Source organism: Streptomyces sp. NPDC007157, from assembly GCF_040634235.1.
GTDB lineage: Bacteria > Actinomycetota > Actinomycetes > Streptomycetales > Streptomycetaceae > Streptomyces.
Map to the genome: position 1 here is coordinate 180,617 of NZ_JBEYFE010000019.1, position 17,819 is coordinate 198,435.

Here is a 17,819-nt window from a genome sequence, read left to right on the forward strand (position 1 = left end):
GGGGGGTGACGTGGCCGTTCGACTGGAGTTGCACGTGGCCGGGCGCATCGAAGACTACGCACTCATCGGAGACATGCAGACCGCGGCATTGGTCTGCCGGGACGGCACAGTGGACTGGCTGTGCCTGCCCCGCTTCGACTCGCATGCCATCTTCGCCGGCCTGCTCGGCACCGAGGAACACGGCTTCTGGCGGCTCGGCCCGGCCCACGCGGCCGACTCCCAGCCGCCGACCGCGGCCCGCCGCACCTACCGCGGCGACTCGCTGGTCCTGGAATCGGAGTGGGACACCCCGCGCGGCACGGTCCGGGTCACCGACTTCATGCCGCCGCGTGACGGCGCGCCCCAGCTGATCCGGATCGTCGAGGGCGTCACCGGCCGGGTGCCGATGCGCTCGGTGCTGCGGATGCGGTTCTCCTACGGCCGGGTGGTCCCCTGGGTGCACAAGCACGACGGCCGCACGGTCGCCGTCGCGGGCCCCGACTCCGTGTGGTTCGACACCTCGGCGGAGACCTACGGCAAGGCACTCACCACCTACGCCGACTTCACCGTCGCCCCCGGCGACCGGATCGCGTTCACGATCTCGTGGCAGCCCTCGCACAAGGAGCCGCCGGCGCTGCCGGAGCCCGAGCAGTCGCTGGAGGCGACCGAGGAGTTCTGGCGGGAGTGGGTCGAGCACTGTACGTACCACGGCCCGTACCGCGAGGCGGTGATCCGCTCCCTGATCACGCTGAAGGCGCTGACCTACGCCCCCACCGGCGGTATCGTCGCCGCGCCCACCACCTCCCTGCCGGAGGACATCGGCGGCGTCCGCAACTGGGACTACCGCTACACCTGGCTGCGGGACGCGGCCATCACGCTCTCCTCGCTGCTGCGCACCGGCTACCGCGAGGAGGCCCGCGCCTGGCGCGAGTGGCTGCTGCGCGCGGTCGCCGGCGACCCGGAGAACCTGCAGATCATGTACGGCATCGCGGGCGAGCGCGAGCTGGGCGAGGCCGAGCTGGACTGGCTGCCCGGCTACGAGCACTCCGCCCCGGTCCGGGTCGGCAACGGCGCGGCGCACCAGCTCCAGCTGGACGTCTACGGGGAGGTCATCGAGGCCCTGCACCTGGCCCACATGACCGGCCTCGCGCGCAACGACTACGCCTCCCTCCTCCAGCTGAAGCTCATCCGCTACCTGGAGGACCACTGGGACGAGCCGGACGAGGGCATCTGGGAGGTGCGCGGCCCACGCCGGCACTTCGTGCACTCCAAGGTGATGGCCTGGGTCGCGGTGGACCGCACCATCAAGCTGATCGAGTCCGGGGACGCGGACGGCCCGCTGGAGCGCTGGAAGGAACTGCGCGACGACATCCACCGGGACGTCTGCGAGCGGGGCTACGACAAGGAGCGGAACACCTTCACGCAGTCGTACGGCTCGCAGGAGCTGGACGCGTCGCTGCTGCTGATCCCCCAGATGGGATTCCTGCCGCCGGACGACAAGCGGGTCATCGGCACCATCGAGGCGATCCAGCGCGAGCTGTCCACGTCGGACGGCTTCATCCTGCGCTACCCGACCTCGGGCGGCGAGGAGGGCGTGGACGGCCTCCCCGGTGACGAGGGGGCGTTCCTGGCCTGCTCGTTCTGGATGGCCGACGACCTCGCGATGATCGGCCGCGTCGACGAGGCCCGGAAGCTGTTCGAGAAGCTTCTCGCGCTGCGGAACGACCTCGGGCTGCTGGCGGAGGAGTGGGATCCGCGGCTGCAGCGGCAGGTGGGGAACTTCCCGCAGGCCTTCAGCCATGTGCCGCTGATCGACACGGCGCTGCGGCTGACCGCGTCGGGAGCGTACGGGGGCTAGGTGCGGGTGGTCGGGTGTCCGCGCGTCCGCTGTGGCTGGTCGCGCGGTTCCCCGCGCCCCTGGCGGGGCGCTCACGCTTAGGCTGGTCAGGAGCGACTCCCCTGTTCCGGAAGGGGGCGGCCATGGCTCCCCCGTCGAAGGCGCACAAGGCCCTCGCCGCGCTTCGTGAGGATCTGACCGGTGCGGTGTTCGCGCCGGGGGACGTCGGGTACGACGACGCCCGTGCCGTCTTCAACTCCATGATCGACCGGCGGCCCGCCGTGATCGCCCAGTGCGCCGACGACGCCGACGTGGTCCGCGCGGTGCGGTTCGGCCGGGAGCTGGACCTGGCGATCGCGGTGCGTGGCGGCGGCCACAGCGTGGCGGGCTCGGCGAGCGGCGACGGCGCCCTCGTGGTGGACCTGCGCCGGATGCACGCGGTGACCGTCGACCCGGCGGCGGAGGCGGTACGCGTGCAGGGCGGCGCCACCATGAGCGATCTGGATCGGGCGACCGAGCCGTACGGCCTCGCCACCACCGGTGGCCGGGCCCCCACCACCGGCGTCGGCGGCTTCGTGCTGGGCGGCGGGACGGGCTGGCTGGACCGTGCCTTCGGCCTGGCCGTCGACAACCTGCTCGGCGTCGAGCTGGTCACCGCCGACGGCGAGCTCATGCACGCCGACGCCGACGAGAACCCGGAGCTGTTCTGGGCCCTGCACGGCGGCGGCGGGAACTTCGGCGTCGCCACCGCCCTCACCCTCGAACTGCACGAACTGCCGGCCTTCTCGATCGCGCTGCTGCTGTACGCGCCGCAGTCCGGTCCGGACGCGGTGCGCACCTTCCGCGAGGTGATCCGCACCGGCCCCGACGAGGCGGCCGGCGTGGTCCAGTACCTCACCGGGCCGCCGCTGCCGTTCGTACCGGAGCACCTGGTGGCCAGGCTGGTGTGCGTGGCCCTGGTGACCTACGCCGGCGGCGAGGAGGGCCTGCGGAAGGTCGCCGAGCCGCTGCTGGCGCTGCCGCACGAGGCGGAGGTGGTCGGCCCGATGCCGTACACCGAGGTGCAGTGCATGCTCGACTTTCCGTGGGGGATGCGGAACTACTGGTCGGCCGAGTACCTGGCCGCGCTGCCCGACGAGGCGGTGGATGCCTACTGCGCCTGCGCGGACGGCATGCCGGTGCCGACCGGCAGCCAGCATGTGCTGTTCCCGCAGGGCGGGGCGATCGCGGCCGGCCCGGCCGAGTACCCGGTGCCGTACCGGAGCGCGTCCTGGGCCGTGCACCCCTTCGGCATGTGGGCTCGGCCCACGGACGACGAACGGGCGGTCGCCTGGGTGCGGGACGTCCGGGCCGCCGTACGGCCCTGGTCCACGGGCGCGGTCTATCTCAACTTCATCGGCGACGAGGGCCCCGAGCGGGTGCGGGCCGGTCTGGGCACCGGGAACGCGCTGCGGCTCGGCAAGGTGAAGCGGACCTGGGACCCCGACAACGTCTTCCGCTTCAACCACAACATAGAACCGCTCTAGCGGAAGGTGCCGGGAAGGTGTTCGCCCAGGTAGCGTCCGCTCCATGGACAGCGGTACGGGCAGCGGATTCGACACCCAGGGCGGGATCACCGTGCAGCGGGCGCTGGAGCTGCCCGGGCTGCGCAGCGGGCTCCCGGAGATCCTGGCGGGCGCCGACCGGCTGGGCCGGACCGTGCGCTGGGTGCACGCGGGCGAGGTGCCGAACATCGCCTCGCTGCTGAAGGGCGGCGAGCTGCTGCTCACCACCGGCTACGGGCTGGGCACCCGGCCGGGCGACCAGCGGGCGTTCGTGCGCACGCTCGCCGAGCGGGGCATCGCCGCCCTGGTGGTGGAGCTGGGCCCGCGTTTCTCCCGGCTGCCCGCCACCCTCGTCGACACCGCCCGGGCGACCGGACTGCCGCTGGTCGCGCTGCACCGCGAGGTGCCTTTCGTGACGGTGACGGAGGAGATCCACACCGAGATCGTCAACCACCACTACACGCTCCTCCAGCGCGCCGAGGAGGTGCACCGCCGCTGCACCGAGGCCCTGCTGGGCGGTGGCGGGGTCCCCCAGGTCCTCGCGATCCTCGCCGGCTTCTGCGGCAACCCGGTCTTCCTGGAGACCACCGACGGCCAGTTGCTGTACGCCGCCGGATCGGGGCCCGAGGGCGCGGATCCGCTCCAGGTGTGGGAGGGGCTGCGCGGCCAGCACAGGCACGCGCCGCCGCCGACCGGGGCCGTCCTGGTGGACGTGCCGGGCGGCGGGCCGGGGACCGGCTCGGTGCGCGCCCGGCTGGTGCTGCTCCCGGTACGCGGGCCGCTCACCTCCGTGCACCGCATGGCCGCCGAGCGGGCCGCCGGCATCCTGGCCGTCGTCCTGATGCAGGCCCGTCAGGAGGAGGAGCTGGCGGCCCGCGGCCGCGGCGACTTCCTGACCGACCTCGCCGAGGGCCGCATCACGGCTCAGGACGCCCCGGCCCAGGCCCGCGTCCTCGGCTTCAAGCCGGGCAACAGCCCGCTGCTGCCGGTGGTCATGCGGGTCGGCGACTCGCTGTCCCCGGGCGGGGGCTGGGCGGTACTGGCCCGCGCGGTGGGCGAGGAGCTGGCGGCCGTGGGCGTGCCCGTGCTCCTTGGGGTACGACCGGTGGAGGGCCGGGTACCGCTCCTTCTGGGCCTGCGTTCGGAGGCGGAGCGGGCGACGGTCGCGGACCGGGTCGCGGCGGCGCTGCGGGCGGGCGTGGAGCGCGCCGGGATGCAGCGTCCCGGGTCCGCTCCCCCGGTCGTGGTGGTCGGGGTGGCCGGCGGCTGGGCGGCCGCCTCGGCGGGTCTGCGGCACGCGGCCGAGACGGCGACGGCGGCCCAGGGCCTGTCCGACCGCCCCTGGTACGACGCCCGCCGCCTCGACATCGACCTCCTGCTGTGGCGGCTGCGCGACCACCCCGACCTGGCGGCCTTCGTCGACCGGGCGATCGGCCCGCTCCGGGACCACGACAACCGCTCCAGGCCGCCCCTGCTGCCCACCCTGGAGACCTACCTGGCGCATGCCGGCCGCAAGGCGGAGACCGCCCGTGAACTCCACCTCAACCGGCAGACCCTCTACAACCGCCTCGCCCGGATCGGCGAGTTGCTGGGCACCGACCTCGACGACCCCCAGGTGGTACTGGCGTTGAGCCTCGCCCTGCGGGCCCGCCGGCACGCCCCCTAGCCGCTACAGCGGTCGGGGCTGGGTCAACTCGTCGTAGACGCTGAGTACTTGGGTGACCGTCTCGTCCTCCGTCGGCCAGCTCGCCGCCTGCCGGGCGCCCTTCTCGCGCAGCTCCTCGCAGCGCTCCGGGTCGCCGAGCAGCCGTAGGACGGTGTCGGCGAGGGCGGTCGCGCTGCCGTAGGGGACGAGTTCGGCCGCGTCGCCGACCAGGTCGGGGATACCGCCGACGGCGGTCGCGACGAGGGGCACGCGCGCGTGCAGGGCCTCCTGGGCCAGTACCGAACGCGACTCCCAACTGCTGGGCAGCAGCGCCAGATCCGCGGCGGCGAGCAGTTCGGTGACGTCGTCGCGGCGGCCGATGAGCCGGGCGGGCAGCTCCTCGTCCTCGATCCGCCGCTGTAGCACCGCACGCAGCGGTCCCTCCCCCGCGATGACGAGCAGCGGTACCGGATCGAGCCGGCACCAGGCCCGTGCCGCGTCCAGCAGGACGTCATAGCCGCGGTGCCGGTCGAGGGAGCCGACGGCGATGAGCAACGGCCGTCCCATGGCGCCGAGTTCGGCCCGCACCTTGGGCCGCAGCCGGTCTGCCTCCTCCTGCTCCACGGGCCGCCGCAGTCCGGGCAGCGTCACGGCGGCGAGCCGCGCGTCCCGGGCACCGGTACGGCGGGCGCGGTCCACCAGGTCGGAGGTCGTGCCCAGCACCACGGTGGCCGTGCGCACCACCCGCCGCTCCAGCATCCGCAGCAGATGCGCCCGGGCGCCCTCGGCCTCCGCCCGGTTGTGCCAGGTGACGATGAGCGGGGTACGACGGCCGCTGAGCGCCAGCACGGCGCGGAAGGAGGCGTGCAGACCGTGCGCGTGCACCAGGTCGGCGTCGGTGCAGGCGGCACGCAGCGCGGCCACCGACCCCGGGTCACTGCTGCGCGGTACGTGGACGTGGTCGGCGCCGACACCCGAGAAGTCGTAGGCGCGGTCGGCCTCGACGGGGGCGCACACCGTGACCCGCACGCCCCGTGCGACAAGACCGGCGGCGAGCGAACGCACGTGCGCACTGCTGCCGGCGTTGCCACCGCCCAGCACCTGCACGGTGCGCAGCGGTGACTGACCGTGCGATGCGTTGCTGCTCACGGGGCTCACGCAGCCGGGCTCCTGTGTTCGGCGTCGGGGCGGTCACGAGGGTACGTAGAGAAGGTATCGGCCGAGGGGGGCACTGCGGGGCTCCGGGGAGGGGCATACCGGGGCGGGCCGGGGCACGCGCCGGAGTGTGTCACCCGTGAGAGTGACAGTACGGCAAGCCGAGAGGGCACGGGCGCGGGCTCGCGCGCGAACGGGTGGGCGCGTTGTCGCGCCCACCCGGCGGAGCCCTCGCCCACCCGGCGCGGTCCCGCGCCCCCGAAGGGGCGCGTCAGGCGTCCGCTCTCGCGGTGGCGAGCAGTTCCTCCGCGTGGGCCCGTGCCGTCTCCGAGTCCTCCTGGCCTGCCAGCATCCGGGACAGCTCCCGGACCCGCTCCTCGCCCTCCAGGACCTTCACGCCCGAGCGCGTGACCGAGCCGTCGTTCGTCTTCTCGACCAGCAACTGCCGGTCCGCGAAGGCGGCGACCTGCGGGAGGTGCGTGACCACGACCACCTGCGCCGACTTGGCGAGCTTCGCCAGCCGACGGCCGATCTCGACCGCGGCCTTGCCGCCGACGCCCGCGTCGACCTCGTCGAAGAGGTAGGTCGGTACCGGGTCGGTGCCCGCGAAGACGACCTCCACCGCGAGCATCACCCGGGACAGCTCACCGCCGGAGGCGCCCTTGGCGATCGGGCGGGGCGGGGCGCCGGGGTGCGGGGCGAGGAGCAGTTCGACCTCGTCGGCGCCCGAGGGGCCGTACGCGACCGTGCGCCCGCCCACCTCCACGCCCTCCGGGTCCTCGGTCTGGCGGATGTCGAAGGACACGCGCGCGTGCGGCATCGCGAGGGAGCCCAGCTCGGCGGTGACGGCGGCCGCGAAGCGCGCCGCGGCCTCGGTACGCGCGTCGGTCAACGCCTGGGCGAGTCCGCTCAGTTCCGCTCGAAGGGCATCGCGTTCGGCGGTCAGCTCGTCGATCCGCTCGTCGTCGCCGTCGAGTTCGGTCAGCCGCGCGGCGCCCCGTTCGGCCCAGGCCAGCACCGCGTCGACGCCGTCGCCGTACTCGCCGTACTTGCGGGTGAGCGCGGTGAGCGCGGCGCGCCGCTCCTCCACGGCCGCGAGCCGCAGCGGGTCGGCGTCGAGGTCGTCGGCGTATCCGGCCAGCTCGCCCGCCACGTCCCCGAGCAGGATCCCGACCTCGCCGATCCGGTCGGCGAGCGCGGCCAGCGCCGGGTCGTGCGACCGTACGGCCTCCAGGGCGCGGTGGGCGCCCGCCACGAGGGTGGTCGCGTCGATGCCCTCGGGGTCCTCGGGGTTGCCCGCGAGCGCGGAGTGCGCGGCGGTCGCGGCCGACGACAGCGCCTCGGCGTGCCCGAGCCGCTCGGCCTCCTCGGCGAGCTCGACGTCCTCGCCGGCCCGCGGCTCCACGCCGGCGATCTCGTCGAGGCCGTAGCGCAGCATGTCGGCTTCCTGGGCCCGCTCACGCGCCCGGGTGACGATCTCCTCCAGCTCCACCGCCACGGCCCGCAGCCGCCGGTAGGCCTCGCCGTACTTGGCGAGCGGCACGGCGACCCCGTCGCCCGCGTACCGGTCCAGGGCCTGCCGCTGCCGGGACTGCTTCAGCAGGCCCTGCTGGTCGGTCTGCCCGTGCACGGCCACCAGGTCGTCGGCGAGTTCCGCGAGCAGCCCCACGGGCACGCTCCGCCCGCCGAGGTGCGCTCGGGAGCGGCCCTCGGCGGAAACGGTACGGCTGATCAGCAGCGCCCCGTCGTCCAGCTCGGCGCCCGCCTCCTCGGCCCGTACGACCGCGGAGGTGCCCGGTGGCACGGTGAGCCGTCCCTCGACGACCGCCTTCTCGGAGCCGATCCGCACGAGCGCGGGATCGGCCCGCCCACCGAGCAGCAGCCCCAGGCTGGTGACCACCATGGTCTTGCCCGCACCGGTCTCACCGGTGACGGCGGTGAACCCCGGCGACAACTCGACGACGGCGTCGTCGATGACCCCGAGTGACCGTATCCGCATTTCTTCCAGCACGGAGAAGACCTTACGAGGTCGGGCCGACGAAGTGCGAGGCCCCCTGTCACCCTGGCGAGTGGAGAAGCGCCCCGGAAGGGGCGCGGGGAACCGCGCGAGCAACCACGAACCCTCCGCAGCCGCCGAAGTTCCCCGGCCACCCGACGCGAACCGCTACTGCGGCGCCCCCCGCCACCCGGAGACCGGCAGCGCGAACTTCGCCACCAGCCGGTCCGTGAACGACGCGTGGTGCAGCCGAGCCAGCCGCACCGGCACCGCCCCCCGCCGCACCTCCACCCGCGCCCCGGGCGGCAGCTCGACGGTCCGCCGCCCGTCGCACCACAGCACGCCCGGCTGGACGTGCGGCAGCACCTCCACCGCCAGCACCGAGTCCGGCGAGGTCACCAGCGGCTTGGCGAACAGCGCATGCGCGGAGATCGGCACCATCAGCAGCGCCTCCACCTCCGGCCACACCACCGGCCCGCCCGCGGAGAACGCGTACGCCGTGGACCCGGTAGGCGTCGACAGCACGATCCCGTCGCACCCGAACCCCGTCACCGGCCGCCCGTCGATCTCCAGCACCACTTCGAGCAGTTTCTCGGCGCCCGCCTTCTGCACGGCCGCCTCGTTCAGCGCCCAGTCGGTGTGCACGATGTCCCCGTTGCGGTGCACGACGACGTCGACGGTCATCCGCTCCTCGACCTCGTACGCCCTGCTCACCACCCGGTCCACGACCCTGTCGAGGTCGTCCCGCTCGGCCTCCGCGAGGAACCCGACGCTGCCGAGGTTGACGCCGAGCATCGGCACCCCGGAGGCGCGCGCGAACTCGGCGCCGCGCAGCAGCGTCCCGTCACCGCCGAGCACGATCAGCAGCTCGCAGCCGTCGAGGCTGTGCGGCGAGGCCTCCTCGACGAGTTCGACCTCCTCGGGAAGAGGCAGGTCGCGGGCCTCGAAATCAAGGGCCCTTACGCCGACTCCGGCCGCCAGCAGTCCCTTCACCACCAGCTCGGCGCTGCGGATCGCCGCAGGCCGCCCGGTGTGGGCCAGCAGGAAAACAGTACGAGCTCGGTTCTGTGTCAACGCGGCCCCTCCGCCACTGCACGGTCAACGTCGGCCGGGTCCAGTCGGGGTGCCCCGGCCCGCAGCCACAGAAAGTACTCGACATTGCCGGACGGCCCGGGCAGCGGACTGGCGGTGACACCGTTCACCCCGAGTCCCAGCTCCCACGCCCTCTCGGCGACCCCCCGCACGGCCTCCGCCCGCAGCTGCGGACTCCGTACGACTCCCCCGCTGCCCAGCCGTTCCTTGCCCACCTCGAACTGCGGCTTGACCATCATCACCAGGTCGGCGTCCGGCTTCACACACCGCGCCAGGGCCGGCAGCACCAGCCCGAGCGGGATGAAGGACAGATCACCCACGACAAGATCCACAGGCTCCCCATCGATCGCTTCAAGCGTCAACTCGCGTACGTTCGTACGGTCCTTGACGGTGACGCGTTCATCGCTCTGCAGAGACCAGGCGAGTTGGCCGTATCCGACGTCGACGGCGACGACATGCGCGGCGCCCGACCGCAGCAGCACGTCGGTGAAGCCTCCGGTGGACGCACCCGCGTCCAGCGCCCGCCGCCCCTCGACCACGAGCCCCCGCGGGACGAACGCCGCCAGCGCCCCCGCCAGCTTGTGGCCGCCCCGGGACACGTACTCGGGGTCGTTGTCGTCGGACTGCACCAGGATGGCCGCGGCGGTCTCCACCTGGGTGGCCGGCTTGGTCGCGAGGGTCTTGCCGACGGTGACCCGCCCGGCGGCGATCAGCTGGCTGGCGTGCTCGCGCGAGCGCGCCAGCTTCCGGCGGACCAGCTCCGCGTCCAGACGGCGGCGTGCGACTCCTGCCACGTTCGGTTCAGCTCCTGCTCTGGTGGTACGACGATGACGGCGCCGCGCCGCCGTACGGCGGTGCGGGCGTCGGAGGCCCGGGGCGGACGTCGAGCGCGGTGAGCGCGTCGCGCAGCCCCCGGTGTACATCCTCGTACACCTCCAGATGCCCGTCCGTGGCGAGGTGGTCGGTGTCGCCCAGCCGGTCGAGCCGGTCGTCGACCTCGGCGTTGCCGGTGGGGGTGCGGGGGACGTTCAGCGGGGCGGGGGCGGCGGGGTCGTACTCGGGCTCGGCCGGTACCGCTTCCGCCGCCTCCGCCACCCGGCCCTCGGGCACAGAGTCGGTCATGCCCCGACGCTACCCCGAACCGCTGGGGTACCGTCGATCGCGATGGCCACGATCGAGGAGTGCCGCGCCGCACTCGACAAGCTCTCCCACACCATGGGCGGCGCCGAGGGCGATGTCCGCGCGGCCGCCGCCATGGACCGCACCGTCAGCTGCCACATCACCGACCTGGACGTCACCTTCGCGGGCCGGCTCACCGGTGGCCGGATCGAGGTGGAGGAGACGTTTCCCGGGCCGCCGCGGGAGAAGGCGCAGATCGGGCTGGCCATGGCCGGCGACGACCTGGTGGCCCTGGTCGACGGCGAGCTGAACTTCGCCGGGGCCTGGGGCTCGGGCCGGGTGAAACTGGACGCGAACCTGCTGGACCTGTTCCGGCTCAGGAAGTTGCTGTGAGCCGTGCCTTCCGGGCGGCCGGCACCACCAGCGGGGTGCCCGTCTCCGGGTCGTCGATGATCTGACAGCGCAGCCCGAAGACCTCCTCGACCAGCTCCGCGGTGACGATGTCGTTCGGGGCGCCCTCGGCGATCACCGCGCCGTCGCGCAGGGCGATGAGATGGGTGGCGTACCGGGCCGCGTGGTTGAGGTCGTGCAGCACGGCGACCAGCGTCCGGCCCTGCTCCTCGTGCAGTTCGGCGCAGAGGTCGAGGACGTCGATCTGGTGCTGGATGTCCAGGTAGGTGGTCGGCTCGTCGAGGAGCAGCAGCGGGGTCTGCTGGGCGAGCGCCATGGCGATCCACACGCGCTGCCGCTGACCGCCGGACAGCTCGTCGACGTACCGGTCGGCGAGTTCGGCGACGCCCGTCTGCGTCATCGACTCCTGGACGACCCGCTCGTCCTCGGCGGACCACTGGCGCAGCAGTCCCTGGTGCGGGTAGCGGCCGCGGCCGACCAGGTCGCCGACGGTGATGCCGTCGGGCGCGATGGACGACTGGGGCAGCAGGCCGAGGGTGCGGGCGACCTTCTTCGCCGGCATCGACTGGATGACCTGCCCGTCGAGCAGCACCCGGCCCTGGCTGGGCTTGAGCATCCGGGACAGCGCGCGCAGGAGCGTCGACTTGCCGCAGGCGTTGGGGCCGACGATCACCGTGAAGGAGTTGTCGGGGATCTCCACCGACAGCTGCTCGGCGATGACGCGCTGGTCGTAGGCGAGGGTGACGTTCTCGGCGGACAGGCGGTTCACAGTGTTCCTCTTCTTGTTCTTGCTCTCCGACTCGGGGTTCGTGCTCTTGTCCGGGCCGCCCTGCGTGCTCATATCCGGCCCGCCCTGCGTTCGGTGACGAGGAGCCACAGCAGGTAGACACCGCCGAGGACTCCGGTGACCACGCCCACGGGCAGCTGGTCGGCGCCGAAGGCGCGCTGGGACGCCCAGTCGGCGGTGACCAGCAGGGTGGCGCCCATGCAGAGCGAGGGCAGCAGGTTGGGGCCGGGCGAGCGGGTGAGACGGCGGGCGAGCTGCGGGGCGGTGAGCGCCACGAAGCTGACCGGGCCCGCGGCGGCGGTGGCGGCCGCGGTCAGCAGCACGGCCGACACCATCAGCAGCAGCCGTACCCGCTCCACGCGCACGCCGAGGGCGTTGGACACGTCGTCGCCCATCTCCATCATCCGCAGGCCGCGCGCGTTGGCGAGGGCCGTCGGGACGAGGACGGCGCACAGCGCGAGCAGCGGCCAGACCTGGGTCCAGTCCCGGCCGTTGAGGGAACCGGTCATCCAGACGACCGCACGGGTCGCGTCGACGAAGTCGGCCTTGGTGAGCAGATATCCGTTGACCGCGGTGACGACCGCGGAGACGCCGATACCGACCAGGACCAGCCGGTAGCCGTGCACGCCCTGCTTCCAGGCGAGCAGGTAGATGGCGAGGCCGGTCAGCAGACCGCCGACCAGCGCGCCGACCGTGACCTGGGCGGCGCCCCCGGACGTCAGCACGATGACGACGAGCGCGCCGGACGTCGCCCCCTGAGAGAGGCCGAGGACGTCCGGACTGCCGAGCGGGTTGCGGGAGATCGACTGGAACAGCGCGCCGCCGAGGCCGAGCGAGGCGCCGACCAGCAGACCGACCAGAACGCGCGGCAGCCGCAGTTCGTTGACGATGAAGTCCTGGCCCGCGGTGCCGTTGCCGGCCAGCGTCTTCACCACGTCGCCGAAGGAGATCGGGAAGTCGCCGGTGCCGATCAGCACAACACTCGCGGCACACGCGGTCAGCAGCAACGCGGCCACGACGACCAGAGCGCGCAGGTCCGTCCGCAGGGAGAGCCCGCCGGGGGTGCGCAGGGTACGCGTGTTCTTCAAAGCGGCGGTCTTCACAGCGGTGTTCTTCACAACGGTGGTCTTCGCAGCGGTGTTCTTCACAGCATTGGTCTTCGCAGCAGCGTTCCTCACAGCTGGGCCGTCCTCCGCCGTCGTACGAGAAGAATGAAGACCGGCCCGCCGATGATCGCGGTGACGATGCCGACCTGGAGCTCCGAGGGGCGGGCGACGATCCGGCCGACGACATCGGCGCCGAGCAGCAGCACGGGCGACAGGATCGTCGCGTACGGCAGGATCCAGCGCAGGTCGGGGCCGGTGAAGGAGCGCACGACGTGCGGCACCATCAGGCCGACGAAGGCGATCGGTCCGCAGGCCGCGGTGGCCGCACCGCACAGTACGACGGCGGCGAGCATGGCCAGGCCGCGCGTGCGGGCCAGGTTCGCGCCGAGGGCACGGGCGGTGTCGTCGCCCATCGCCACCGCGTTCAGCGGCCGGGCGAGGCCGAGCGCGAGCAGGGTGCCGACCACGAGGAACGGCAGTACCTGCATGATCGTCGAGTCGTTCGCGGAGGCCAGTGAACCGACCGTCCAGAACCGCCACTTGTTGAGCGCCGCGCCGTCCGTGATCATCACGGCCTGGAGGTAGCCGTAGAGCGCGGCGCTGATCGCCGTGCCGGCCAGTGCCAGCCGGACCGGGGTGGCGCCCCGGCTGCCGCCCAGGAACCACACCAGGGCGCCCACCGCGGCCGCCCCGAAGAAGGCGAACCACACATAGCCGTCGAGGGTGGTGACGCCGAAGTAGGTGATGGCGGTGACGACCGCGGCCGACGCGCCCGCGTTGATGCCGAGCAGTCCGGGGTCGGCGAGCGGGTTGCGGGTGAGTGCCTGGAGCACCGCCCCGGACAGGCCGAGGGCGGCACCGGCCAGCAGACCGAGCACGGTCCGGGACAGCCGCTCGTCGACGACCACGTCGCCGTACGTCCCCGTGTTGTGGAACAGGCCGTGCCAGACCTGGTCCAGCGGCAGCTCTTTCGCACCGATCGCGATGCTCGCCAGGGCGACGAGCACCAGGACCGCGACGGAGCCGAGGAGCCCAAGGGTTCGTATCGCCCGGCGGGTTGGGGGCGCGGGGGCGGTCTCCGCGCGCTGTTCGGGAGGACTGTCGACCAACACCCGGTTAGGTTAGCCTACCCTCCCCTTTCCTTTCGATGCCCGGTCCCGTGAGCAGCGTGACTCAGAGCCCGAGCCGGGCCAGCGCCTTGCCTCCGTCCAGCTCGCAGGAGCCCTCCCCGGCCGCCGTCCAGGCCGCAGCGCACAGCGCCCGCAGCCCGTCGAGGGCCTCGCCGTCCCCCTCCAGCTCCAGCCCGTTCGCCCCCGCCGTGGCCGTCCAGCCACCGCACCGGAAGCCGTCGCCGTCCGCCGTGACCTCCGGCTGTCCGGTGAGCAGCCCCCGCAGATCGGCGTCGACGTAGGTCGGCCGGTGCTGCGGCGGCGCGGCGAGCAGCTGCCGCCCGTCGGTGACGCCGGTCAGGACCAGCAGCGAGTCGACCCCGCCGTTGAACGCGCCCTCGATGTCGGTGTCCAGCCGGTCTCCGACCACCAACGGCCGCTTCGCACCCGTCCGCAGGACCGTCTCCCGGTGCATCGGCGGCAGCGGCTTGCCGGCCACCTGCGGCTCGGCACCCGTCGCGATCCGGACAACCTCCACGGCCGCGCCGTTGCCCGGGGCGATCCCGCGCCCGCTGGGAATCGTCAGATCGGTGTTGGACGCGAACCACGGCACCCCGCGCGCGACGGCGTACGACGCCTCGGCGAACCGCCCCCACGGCAGATCAGGACCGCCGAACCCCTGCACCACCGCCGCCGGATCGTCGTCCGCCGACTCCACCGGCTCAAGTCCCCGCTCCCGCAGGGCGACCCGCAGCCCCTCCCCGCCGATCACCAGCACCCGCGCCCCCGCCGGCACCTGCTCGCTGATCAGTCGCGCGACCGCCTGCGCCGAGGTGATGACGTCATCGGCGCCGGTCGGGATCCCCAGCTCGGTGAGGTGTCCCGCGACCGTGTCCGGCGTCCGCAGCGCGTTGTTGGTGACGTACGCCAGATGCATCCCGCCCGCGCGGGCCGCCGCCAGCGACTCCACCGCGTGCGCGATCGCGCTGCCGCCCGCGTACACCACGCCGTCCAGATCGAGCAGCGCAGTGTCATACGCCGTGCTCAGAGCCTGTCCGCTGCCCTCGGGACCCGTCCTGACACCCTGGCTCATTCCCCATCGCTCCTCGTCACTCTTCGTTGTCCCGCCTTTCCCCATCGATCATCCCGCACGCCACTGACACACGTACGATGCCGGGATGAACACTGCAGGTCACTCGGAAGCAACGGAGCGCCGAGGCCTGGAACTCAACCCGTTCCGAGGCCTTCGCTACGACCCCGACCGGGTCGGCAGCCTCGCCGCCGTCACTTCCCCGCCGTACGACGTCGTCGTACGCCCCGACGGCGTACACCACCTCCAGTCCGCCGACCCGTACAACATCGTCCGCCTGATCCTCCCCCAGGCCGGCACCCCCAGCGCCGGCACCGAACAGGCGGCCGACACCCTGCACCGCTGGCAGGCCGAGGGCGTCCTCACCACGGACCCCGAACCCGGCCTGTACGTCTACGAGCAGCACGACGGCAACGGCATGCTCCAGCGCGGGGTCATCGGCGCCCTGCGGGTCTCGGATCCGTCGGAGGGCGTGGTGCTGCCGCACGAGGAGGTCATGCCCCCGGTGGTCGCCGACCGCGCGGCCCTGATGCGCGCGACCTCCGCGAACCTCGAGCCCCTTCTCCTGACCTACCGGGGCAACGGCGCGGCCGCCGAGGTCGTCGAAGCGGCGGCCGGCCGCCCCCCGCTCCTGGCCACCACCACGGAGGACGGCTTCCACCACCGCCTCTGGTCGATCACCGACCCCGCCGAGGTGGCACGTGTCCAGTCCGACCTGTCCCACCACCAGGCCCTGATCGCCGACGGCCATCACCGCTGGGCCACTTACCTACGTCTACGCGCGGAGCACGCCTCCCCCAGCCCCTGGGACTACGGCCTGGTCCTCCTGGTCGACACCGCTCGCTACCCGCTGCGCGTCCGCGCCATCCACCGCCTGCTGCACGGCCTGCCGGTGGCGGACGCCCTGGCGGCCGTGCAGGACCATTTCCGGGTACGGCGGCTCGACGTCCCGCTGCCGCAGGCCCAGGAGGCGCTCGCGGACGCGGCCTGCGCCGGCAACGCGTTCCTGCTGGCCGGCGACGGCGCCTTCCACCTCATCGACCGCCCGGACCCGGATCTCCTGGCCCGCACGATCCCCGCCGACCGCCCGGCCGCGTGGCGCACGCTCGACGCCACCGTCCTGCACGCCACGCTCCTCGACCACGTCTGGCGCATCCCCGAGGACTCGAACGCGCACATCGCGTACATCCACGACACGGCGGCGACCGTCGCCAAGGCCGAACGCGCCGGCAGTACGGCCGTCCTCCTGCACCCGGTCCGCGAGGAGGTCGTCCGCGACCTGGCCCGCCAGGGCGTGACGATGCCCCGCAAGTCGACGTCCTTCGGCCCGAAGCCGGCGTCGGGGCTGGTGCTGCGGGCGCTCGACATCTGAGAGCGACGACGACAACGACAGAGGGCAGGCCCCGGTCGGAGCCTGCCCTCTGTCGAACGCGGTGATCAGCCCTTGTCGGCCTCGGACTCAGAGGCAGGCTCGGACTCCACCTCGGGCTCGGTGGCGGTCACGGGCTCGGACTCCACCTCGGCCTCAGGCTCCGCCTTGGGCTCGGTCACGGCCTCAGGCTCCGCCTTGGTCTCGGTCACGGCCTCAGGCTCCGCCTCGACGTCAGACTCCGCCTCGGGCTCGGTCGCGGCCTCGACGAGGGTCTCCTCGGACTCGTCCGCGTCCTCGTCCGGACCCTGGTCCGCGTCCGCGTCCTCGTCCGTCTCCGCGTCCTCGTCGTTCAGGGCGTCGACGAACTCGACCCCGTCCATCTCGGCCAGCCGGTCGGAGGCATCCGTGCTGCCGTCCCGGTCTGCTTCGACGGCCTTGGCGAACCACTCCCGCGCCTCGTCCACACGGCCGGCCTCGAGCAGCGCGTCGGCGTAGGCGTAGCGCAGCCGCGCGGTCCACGGCTGTACGGAGTTGGACGCCAGCTCGGGGCTCTGCAGCGTCACGATGGCCGCGTCCAGCTGCCCCATGTCACGCCGGGCGCCAGCGGCGACGAGCCGCATCTCGACCTGGCCGGCCTTGTCGAGCTTGTGCACCTCGGCGGCGCCGGCCATGTCCAGCGCCTTCTCCGGCCGCCCGAGCCCGCGCTCGCAGTCGGCCATGACCGGCCACAGGTCCACGCTGCCGGTCATCCGCCGCGCGGCCCGGAACTCGGCGAGCGCCTCGCTGTACTTCTGGTTCGCGTACGCGGCGAACCCGGCGGCCTCACGCACGGCGGCGACACGGGACGCGAGGCGCAGCGCCACCCTGGAGTAGCCGTACGCGCCCTCGGGGTCCTCGTCGATGAGCCGCGCGACCATCACCAGGTTCTTGGCGACGTCCTCCGCGAGCGTCTTGGGCAGGCTCTGCAGCTCCTGCCGTACGTCCTTGTCGATCTCGTCACCGGTGACGTCCTCCGGGATCGGCAGCCGCTTGATCGGCTCCCGGTCGCGGTCGCGCTCCCGCTCGTCACGGCGTCCGTAACCACCGCCACGGCGGTCGTCGCCACGCCGGTCGTCGCCACGGCGGTCGTCACGTCGGTCGTCGCGGCCGCGGTAACCGCCGCCGCCACGGTTGTCGTCCCGACGGAAGCCGCCCCGGTCGTCTCGGCGGTCATCGCGGCGGTCGTCACGCCGGGGGCCACGCTCTCGGTCGTCGCTACGGGGACCACGGAAGCCACCACGGTTGTCGTCGCGCCGGTCGTCGCGACGGTCGTCCCGGCCCCGGTAGCCGCCACCGCTCCGGTTGTCGTCCCGACGGAAGTCACTCCGCCCACCGCGGTCGTCGCGGTCATCACGACGGAACGTCGGACGGTCACCACGGTCGTCCCGACGGAAGCCACCCCGGTCACCACGGTCGTCCCGCTGGAACGTCGGACGGTCACCGCGGTCGTCCCGACGGAAGCCACCCCGGTCACCACGGTCGTCCCGCTGGAACGTCGGACGGTCACCGCGGTCGTCCCGACGGAAGCCACCCCGGTC

General features: G+C 73.1%; 15 protein-coding genes. 5 read left to right on the top strand and 10 right to left on the bottom strand.

From position 1 onward, the window contains the following. Positions 1-34: 34 nt before the first annotated feature. From ABZ642_RS30860 to ABZ642_RS30870, 3 genes are all read left to right on the top strand, one after another. Positions 35-1,837, top strand: a complete 1,803-nt coding sequence (locus tag ABZ642_RS30860) for a glycoside hydrolase family 15 protein (protein ID WP_360489783.1) — start codon at positions 35-37, stop codon at positions 1,835-1,837. A gap of 122 nt (positions 1,838-1,959) precedes the next feature. Next, a complete protein-coding gene (locus ABZ642_RS30865) occupies positions 1,960-3,342 on the top strand; it encodes an FAD-binding oxidoreductase (protein WP_360489751.1) in 1,383 nt (460 codons plus the stop codon). A 43-nt stretch (positions 3,343-3,385) separates the two neighbouring features. After that, complete coding sequence (locus ABZ642_RS30870; RefSeq protein WP_360489753.1) at positions 3,386-5,026, top strand: PucR family transcriptional regulator; 1,641 nt, start codon at positions 3,386-3,388, stop codon at positions 5,024-5,026. A 3-nt stretch (positions 5,027-5,029) separates the two neighbouring features. On the opposite strand, the gene ABZ642_RS30875 is transcribed toward ABZ642_RS30870, so the two are convergent. From ABZ642_RS30875 to ABZ642_RS30895, 5 genes are all read right to left on the bottom strand, one after another. After that, positions 5,030-6,163 carry a glycosyltransferase family 4 protein gene (locus tag ABZ642_RS30875; RefSeq protein WP_360489755.1) on the bottom strand — a complete coding sequence of 378 codons (1,134 nt, stop codon included), beginning with the start codon at positions 6,161-6,163 and terminating at the stop codon, positions 5,030-5,032. Positions 6,164-6,431: 268 nt separating this feature from the next. Then, complete coding sequence (recN, locus tag ABZ642_RS30880) at positions 6,432-8,159, bottom strand: DNA repair protein RecN (RefSeq protein WP_360489785.1); 1,728 nt, start codon at positions 8,157-8,159, stop codon at positions 6,432-6,434. Between the two features lie 165 nt (positions 8,160-8,324). Beyond that, complete coding sequence (locus tag ABZ642_RS30885; RefSeq protein WP_360489757.1) at positions 8,325-9,230, bottom strand: NAD kinase; 906 nt, start codon at positions 9,228-9,230, stop codon at positions 8,325-8,327. Then, entirely contained in the window at positions 9,227-10,042 is an 816-nt protein-coding gene (locus ABZ642_RS30890) for a TlyA family RNA methyltransferase (protein WP_360489759.1), read from the bottom strand. Before ABZ642_RS30890 ends, ABZ642_RS30885 begins: the two co-directional genes overlap by 4 nt. A gap of 7 nt (positions 10,043-10,049) precedes the next feature. Continuing rightward, positions 10,050-10,370 (bottom strand): hypothetical protein, encoded by a 321-nt coding sequence (locus ABZ642_RS30895; RefSeq protein ID WP_360489761.1) that lies wholly within the window; start codon positions 10,368-10,370, stop codon positions 10,050-10,052. Positions 10,371-10,412: 42 nt separating this feature from the next. Between ABZ642_RS30895 and ABZ642_RS30900 the strand changes: the two genes are divergently transcribed. Beyond that, positions 10,413-10,760, top strand: coding sequence for a sterol-binding protein (locus ABZ642_RS30900; protein WP_351699480.1), 348 nt, complete (start codon positions 10,413-10,415; stop codon positions 10,758-10,760). Here ABZ642_RS30900 and ABZ642_RS30905 read toward each other — a convergent pair. The 4 genes from ABZ642_RS30905 to ABZ642_RS30920 form a co-directional block, all read right to left on the bottom strand. After that, positions 10,744-11,619, bottom strand: a complete 876-nt coding sequence (locus tag ABZ642_RS30905) for an ABC transporter ATP-binding protein (protein ID WP_360489763.1) — start codon at positions 11,617-11,619, stop codon at positions 10,744-10,746. The two genes, ABZ642_RS30900 and ABZ642_RS30905, sit on opposite strands and share 17 nt — an antisense overlap. Continuing rightward, positions 11,616-12,653 carry an iron chelate uptake ABC transporter family permease subunit gene (locus ABZ642_RS30910; protein WP_360489787.1) on the bottom strand — a complete coding sequence of 346 codons (1,038 nt, stop codon included), beginning with the start codon at positions 12,651-12,653 and terminating at the stop codon, positions 11,616-11,618. The genes ABZ642_RS30905 and ABZ642_RS30910 overlap by 4 nt, the downstream gene beginning before the upstream one ends. 86 nt (positions 12,654-12,739) lie before the next feature. Next, on the bottom strand, positions 12,740-13,783 hold the full coding sequence (locus ABZ642_RS30915; protein ID WP_360489765.1) for an iron chelate uptake ABC transporter family permease subunit: 1,044 nt from the start codon (positions 13,781-13,783) through the stop codon (positions 12,740-12,742). Between the two features lie 61 nt (positions 13,784-13,844). Continuing rightward, positions 13,845-14,873: an HAD-IIA family hydrolase gene (locus ABZ642_RS30920; RefSeq protein ID WP_360489767.1), complete on the bottom strand. Its 1,029-nt coding sequence runs from the start codon at positions 14,871-14,873 to the stop codon at positions 13,845-13,847. An 85-nt stretch (positions 14,874-14,958) separates the two neighbouring features. Here ABZ642_RS30920 and ABZ642_RS30925 point away from each other — a divergent pair, with 85 nt between their 5' ends. After that, positions 14,959-16,242 carry a DUF1015 domain-containing protein gene (locus ABZ642_RS30925; protein WP_360489769.1) on the top strand — a complete coding sequence of 428 codons (1,284 nt, stop codon included), beginning with the start codon at positions 14,959-14,961 and terminating at the stop codon, positions 16,240-16,242. Between the two features lie 65 nt (positions 16,243-16,307). Here the strand turns inward: ABZ642_RS30925 and ABZ642_RS30930 are convergent, their stop codons facing one another. Then, the gene (locus tag ABZ642_RS30930) at positions 16,308-17,267 is read right to left on the bottom strand and encodes a tetratricopeptide repeat protein (protein WP_360489789.1); all 960 of its coding nucleotides are present in this window, start codon (positions 17,265-17,267) and stop codon (positions 16,308-16,310) included. Positions 17,268-17,819: the final 552 nt, after the last annotated feature.

Excerpts from the sequence above, each read along its gene's own strand:
- ABZ642_RS30865 (WP_360489751.1), top strand. The coding sequence starts at position 1,960 with ATGGCTCCCCCGTCGAAGGCGCACAAGGCCCTCGCCGCGCTTCGTGAG.
- ABZ642_RS30870 (WP_360489753.1), top strand. The coding sequence starts at position 3,386 with ATGGACAGCGGTACGGGCAGCGGATTCGACACCCAGGGCGGGATCACC.
- recN (WP_360489785.1), bottom strand. The coding sequence starts at position 8,159 with ATGCGGATACGGTCACTCGGGGTCATCGACGACGCCGTCGTCGAGTTG.
- ABZ642_RS30895 (WP_360489761.1), bottom strand. The coding sequence starts at position 10,370 with ATGACCGACTCTGTGCCCGAGGGCCGGGTGGCGGAGGCGGCGGAAGCG.
- ABZ642_RS30900 (WP_351699480.1), top strand. The coding sequence starts at position 10,413 with ATGGCCACGATCGAGGAGTGCCGCGCCGCACTCGACAAGCTCTCCCAC.
- ABZ642_RS30905 (WP_360489763.1), bottom strand. The coding sequence starts at position 11,619 with ATGAGCACGCAGGGCGGCCCGGACAAGAGCACGAACCCCGAGTCGGAG.
- ABZ642_RS30920 (WP_360489767.1), bottom strand. The coding sequence starts at position 14,873 with ATGAGCCAGGGTGTCAGGACGGGTCCCGAGGGCAGCGGACAGGCTCTG.
- ABZ642_RS30925 (WP_360489769.1), top strand. The coding sequence starts at position 14,959 with ATGAACACTGCAGGTCACTCGGAAGCAACGGAGCGCCGAGGCCTGGAA.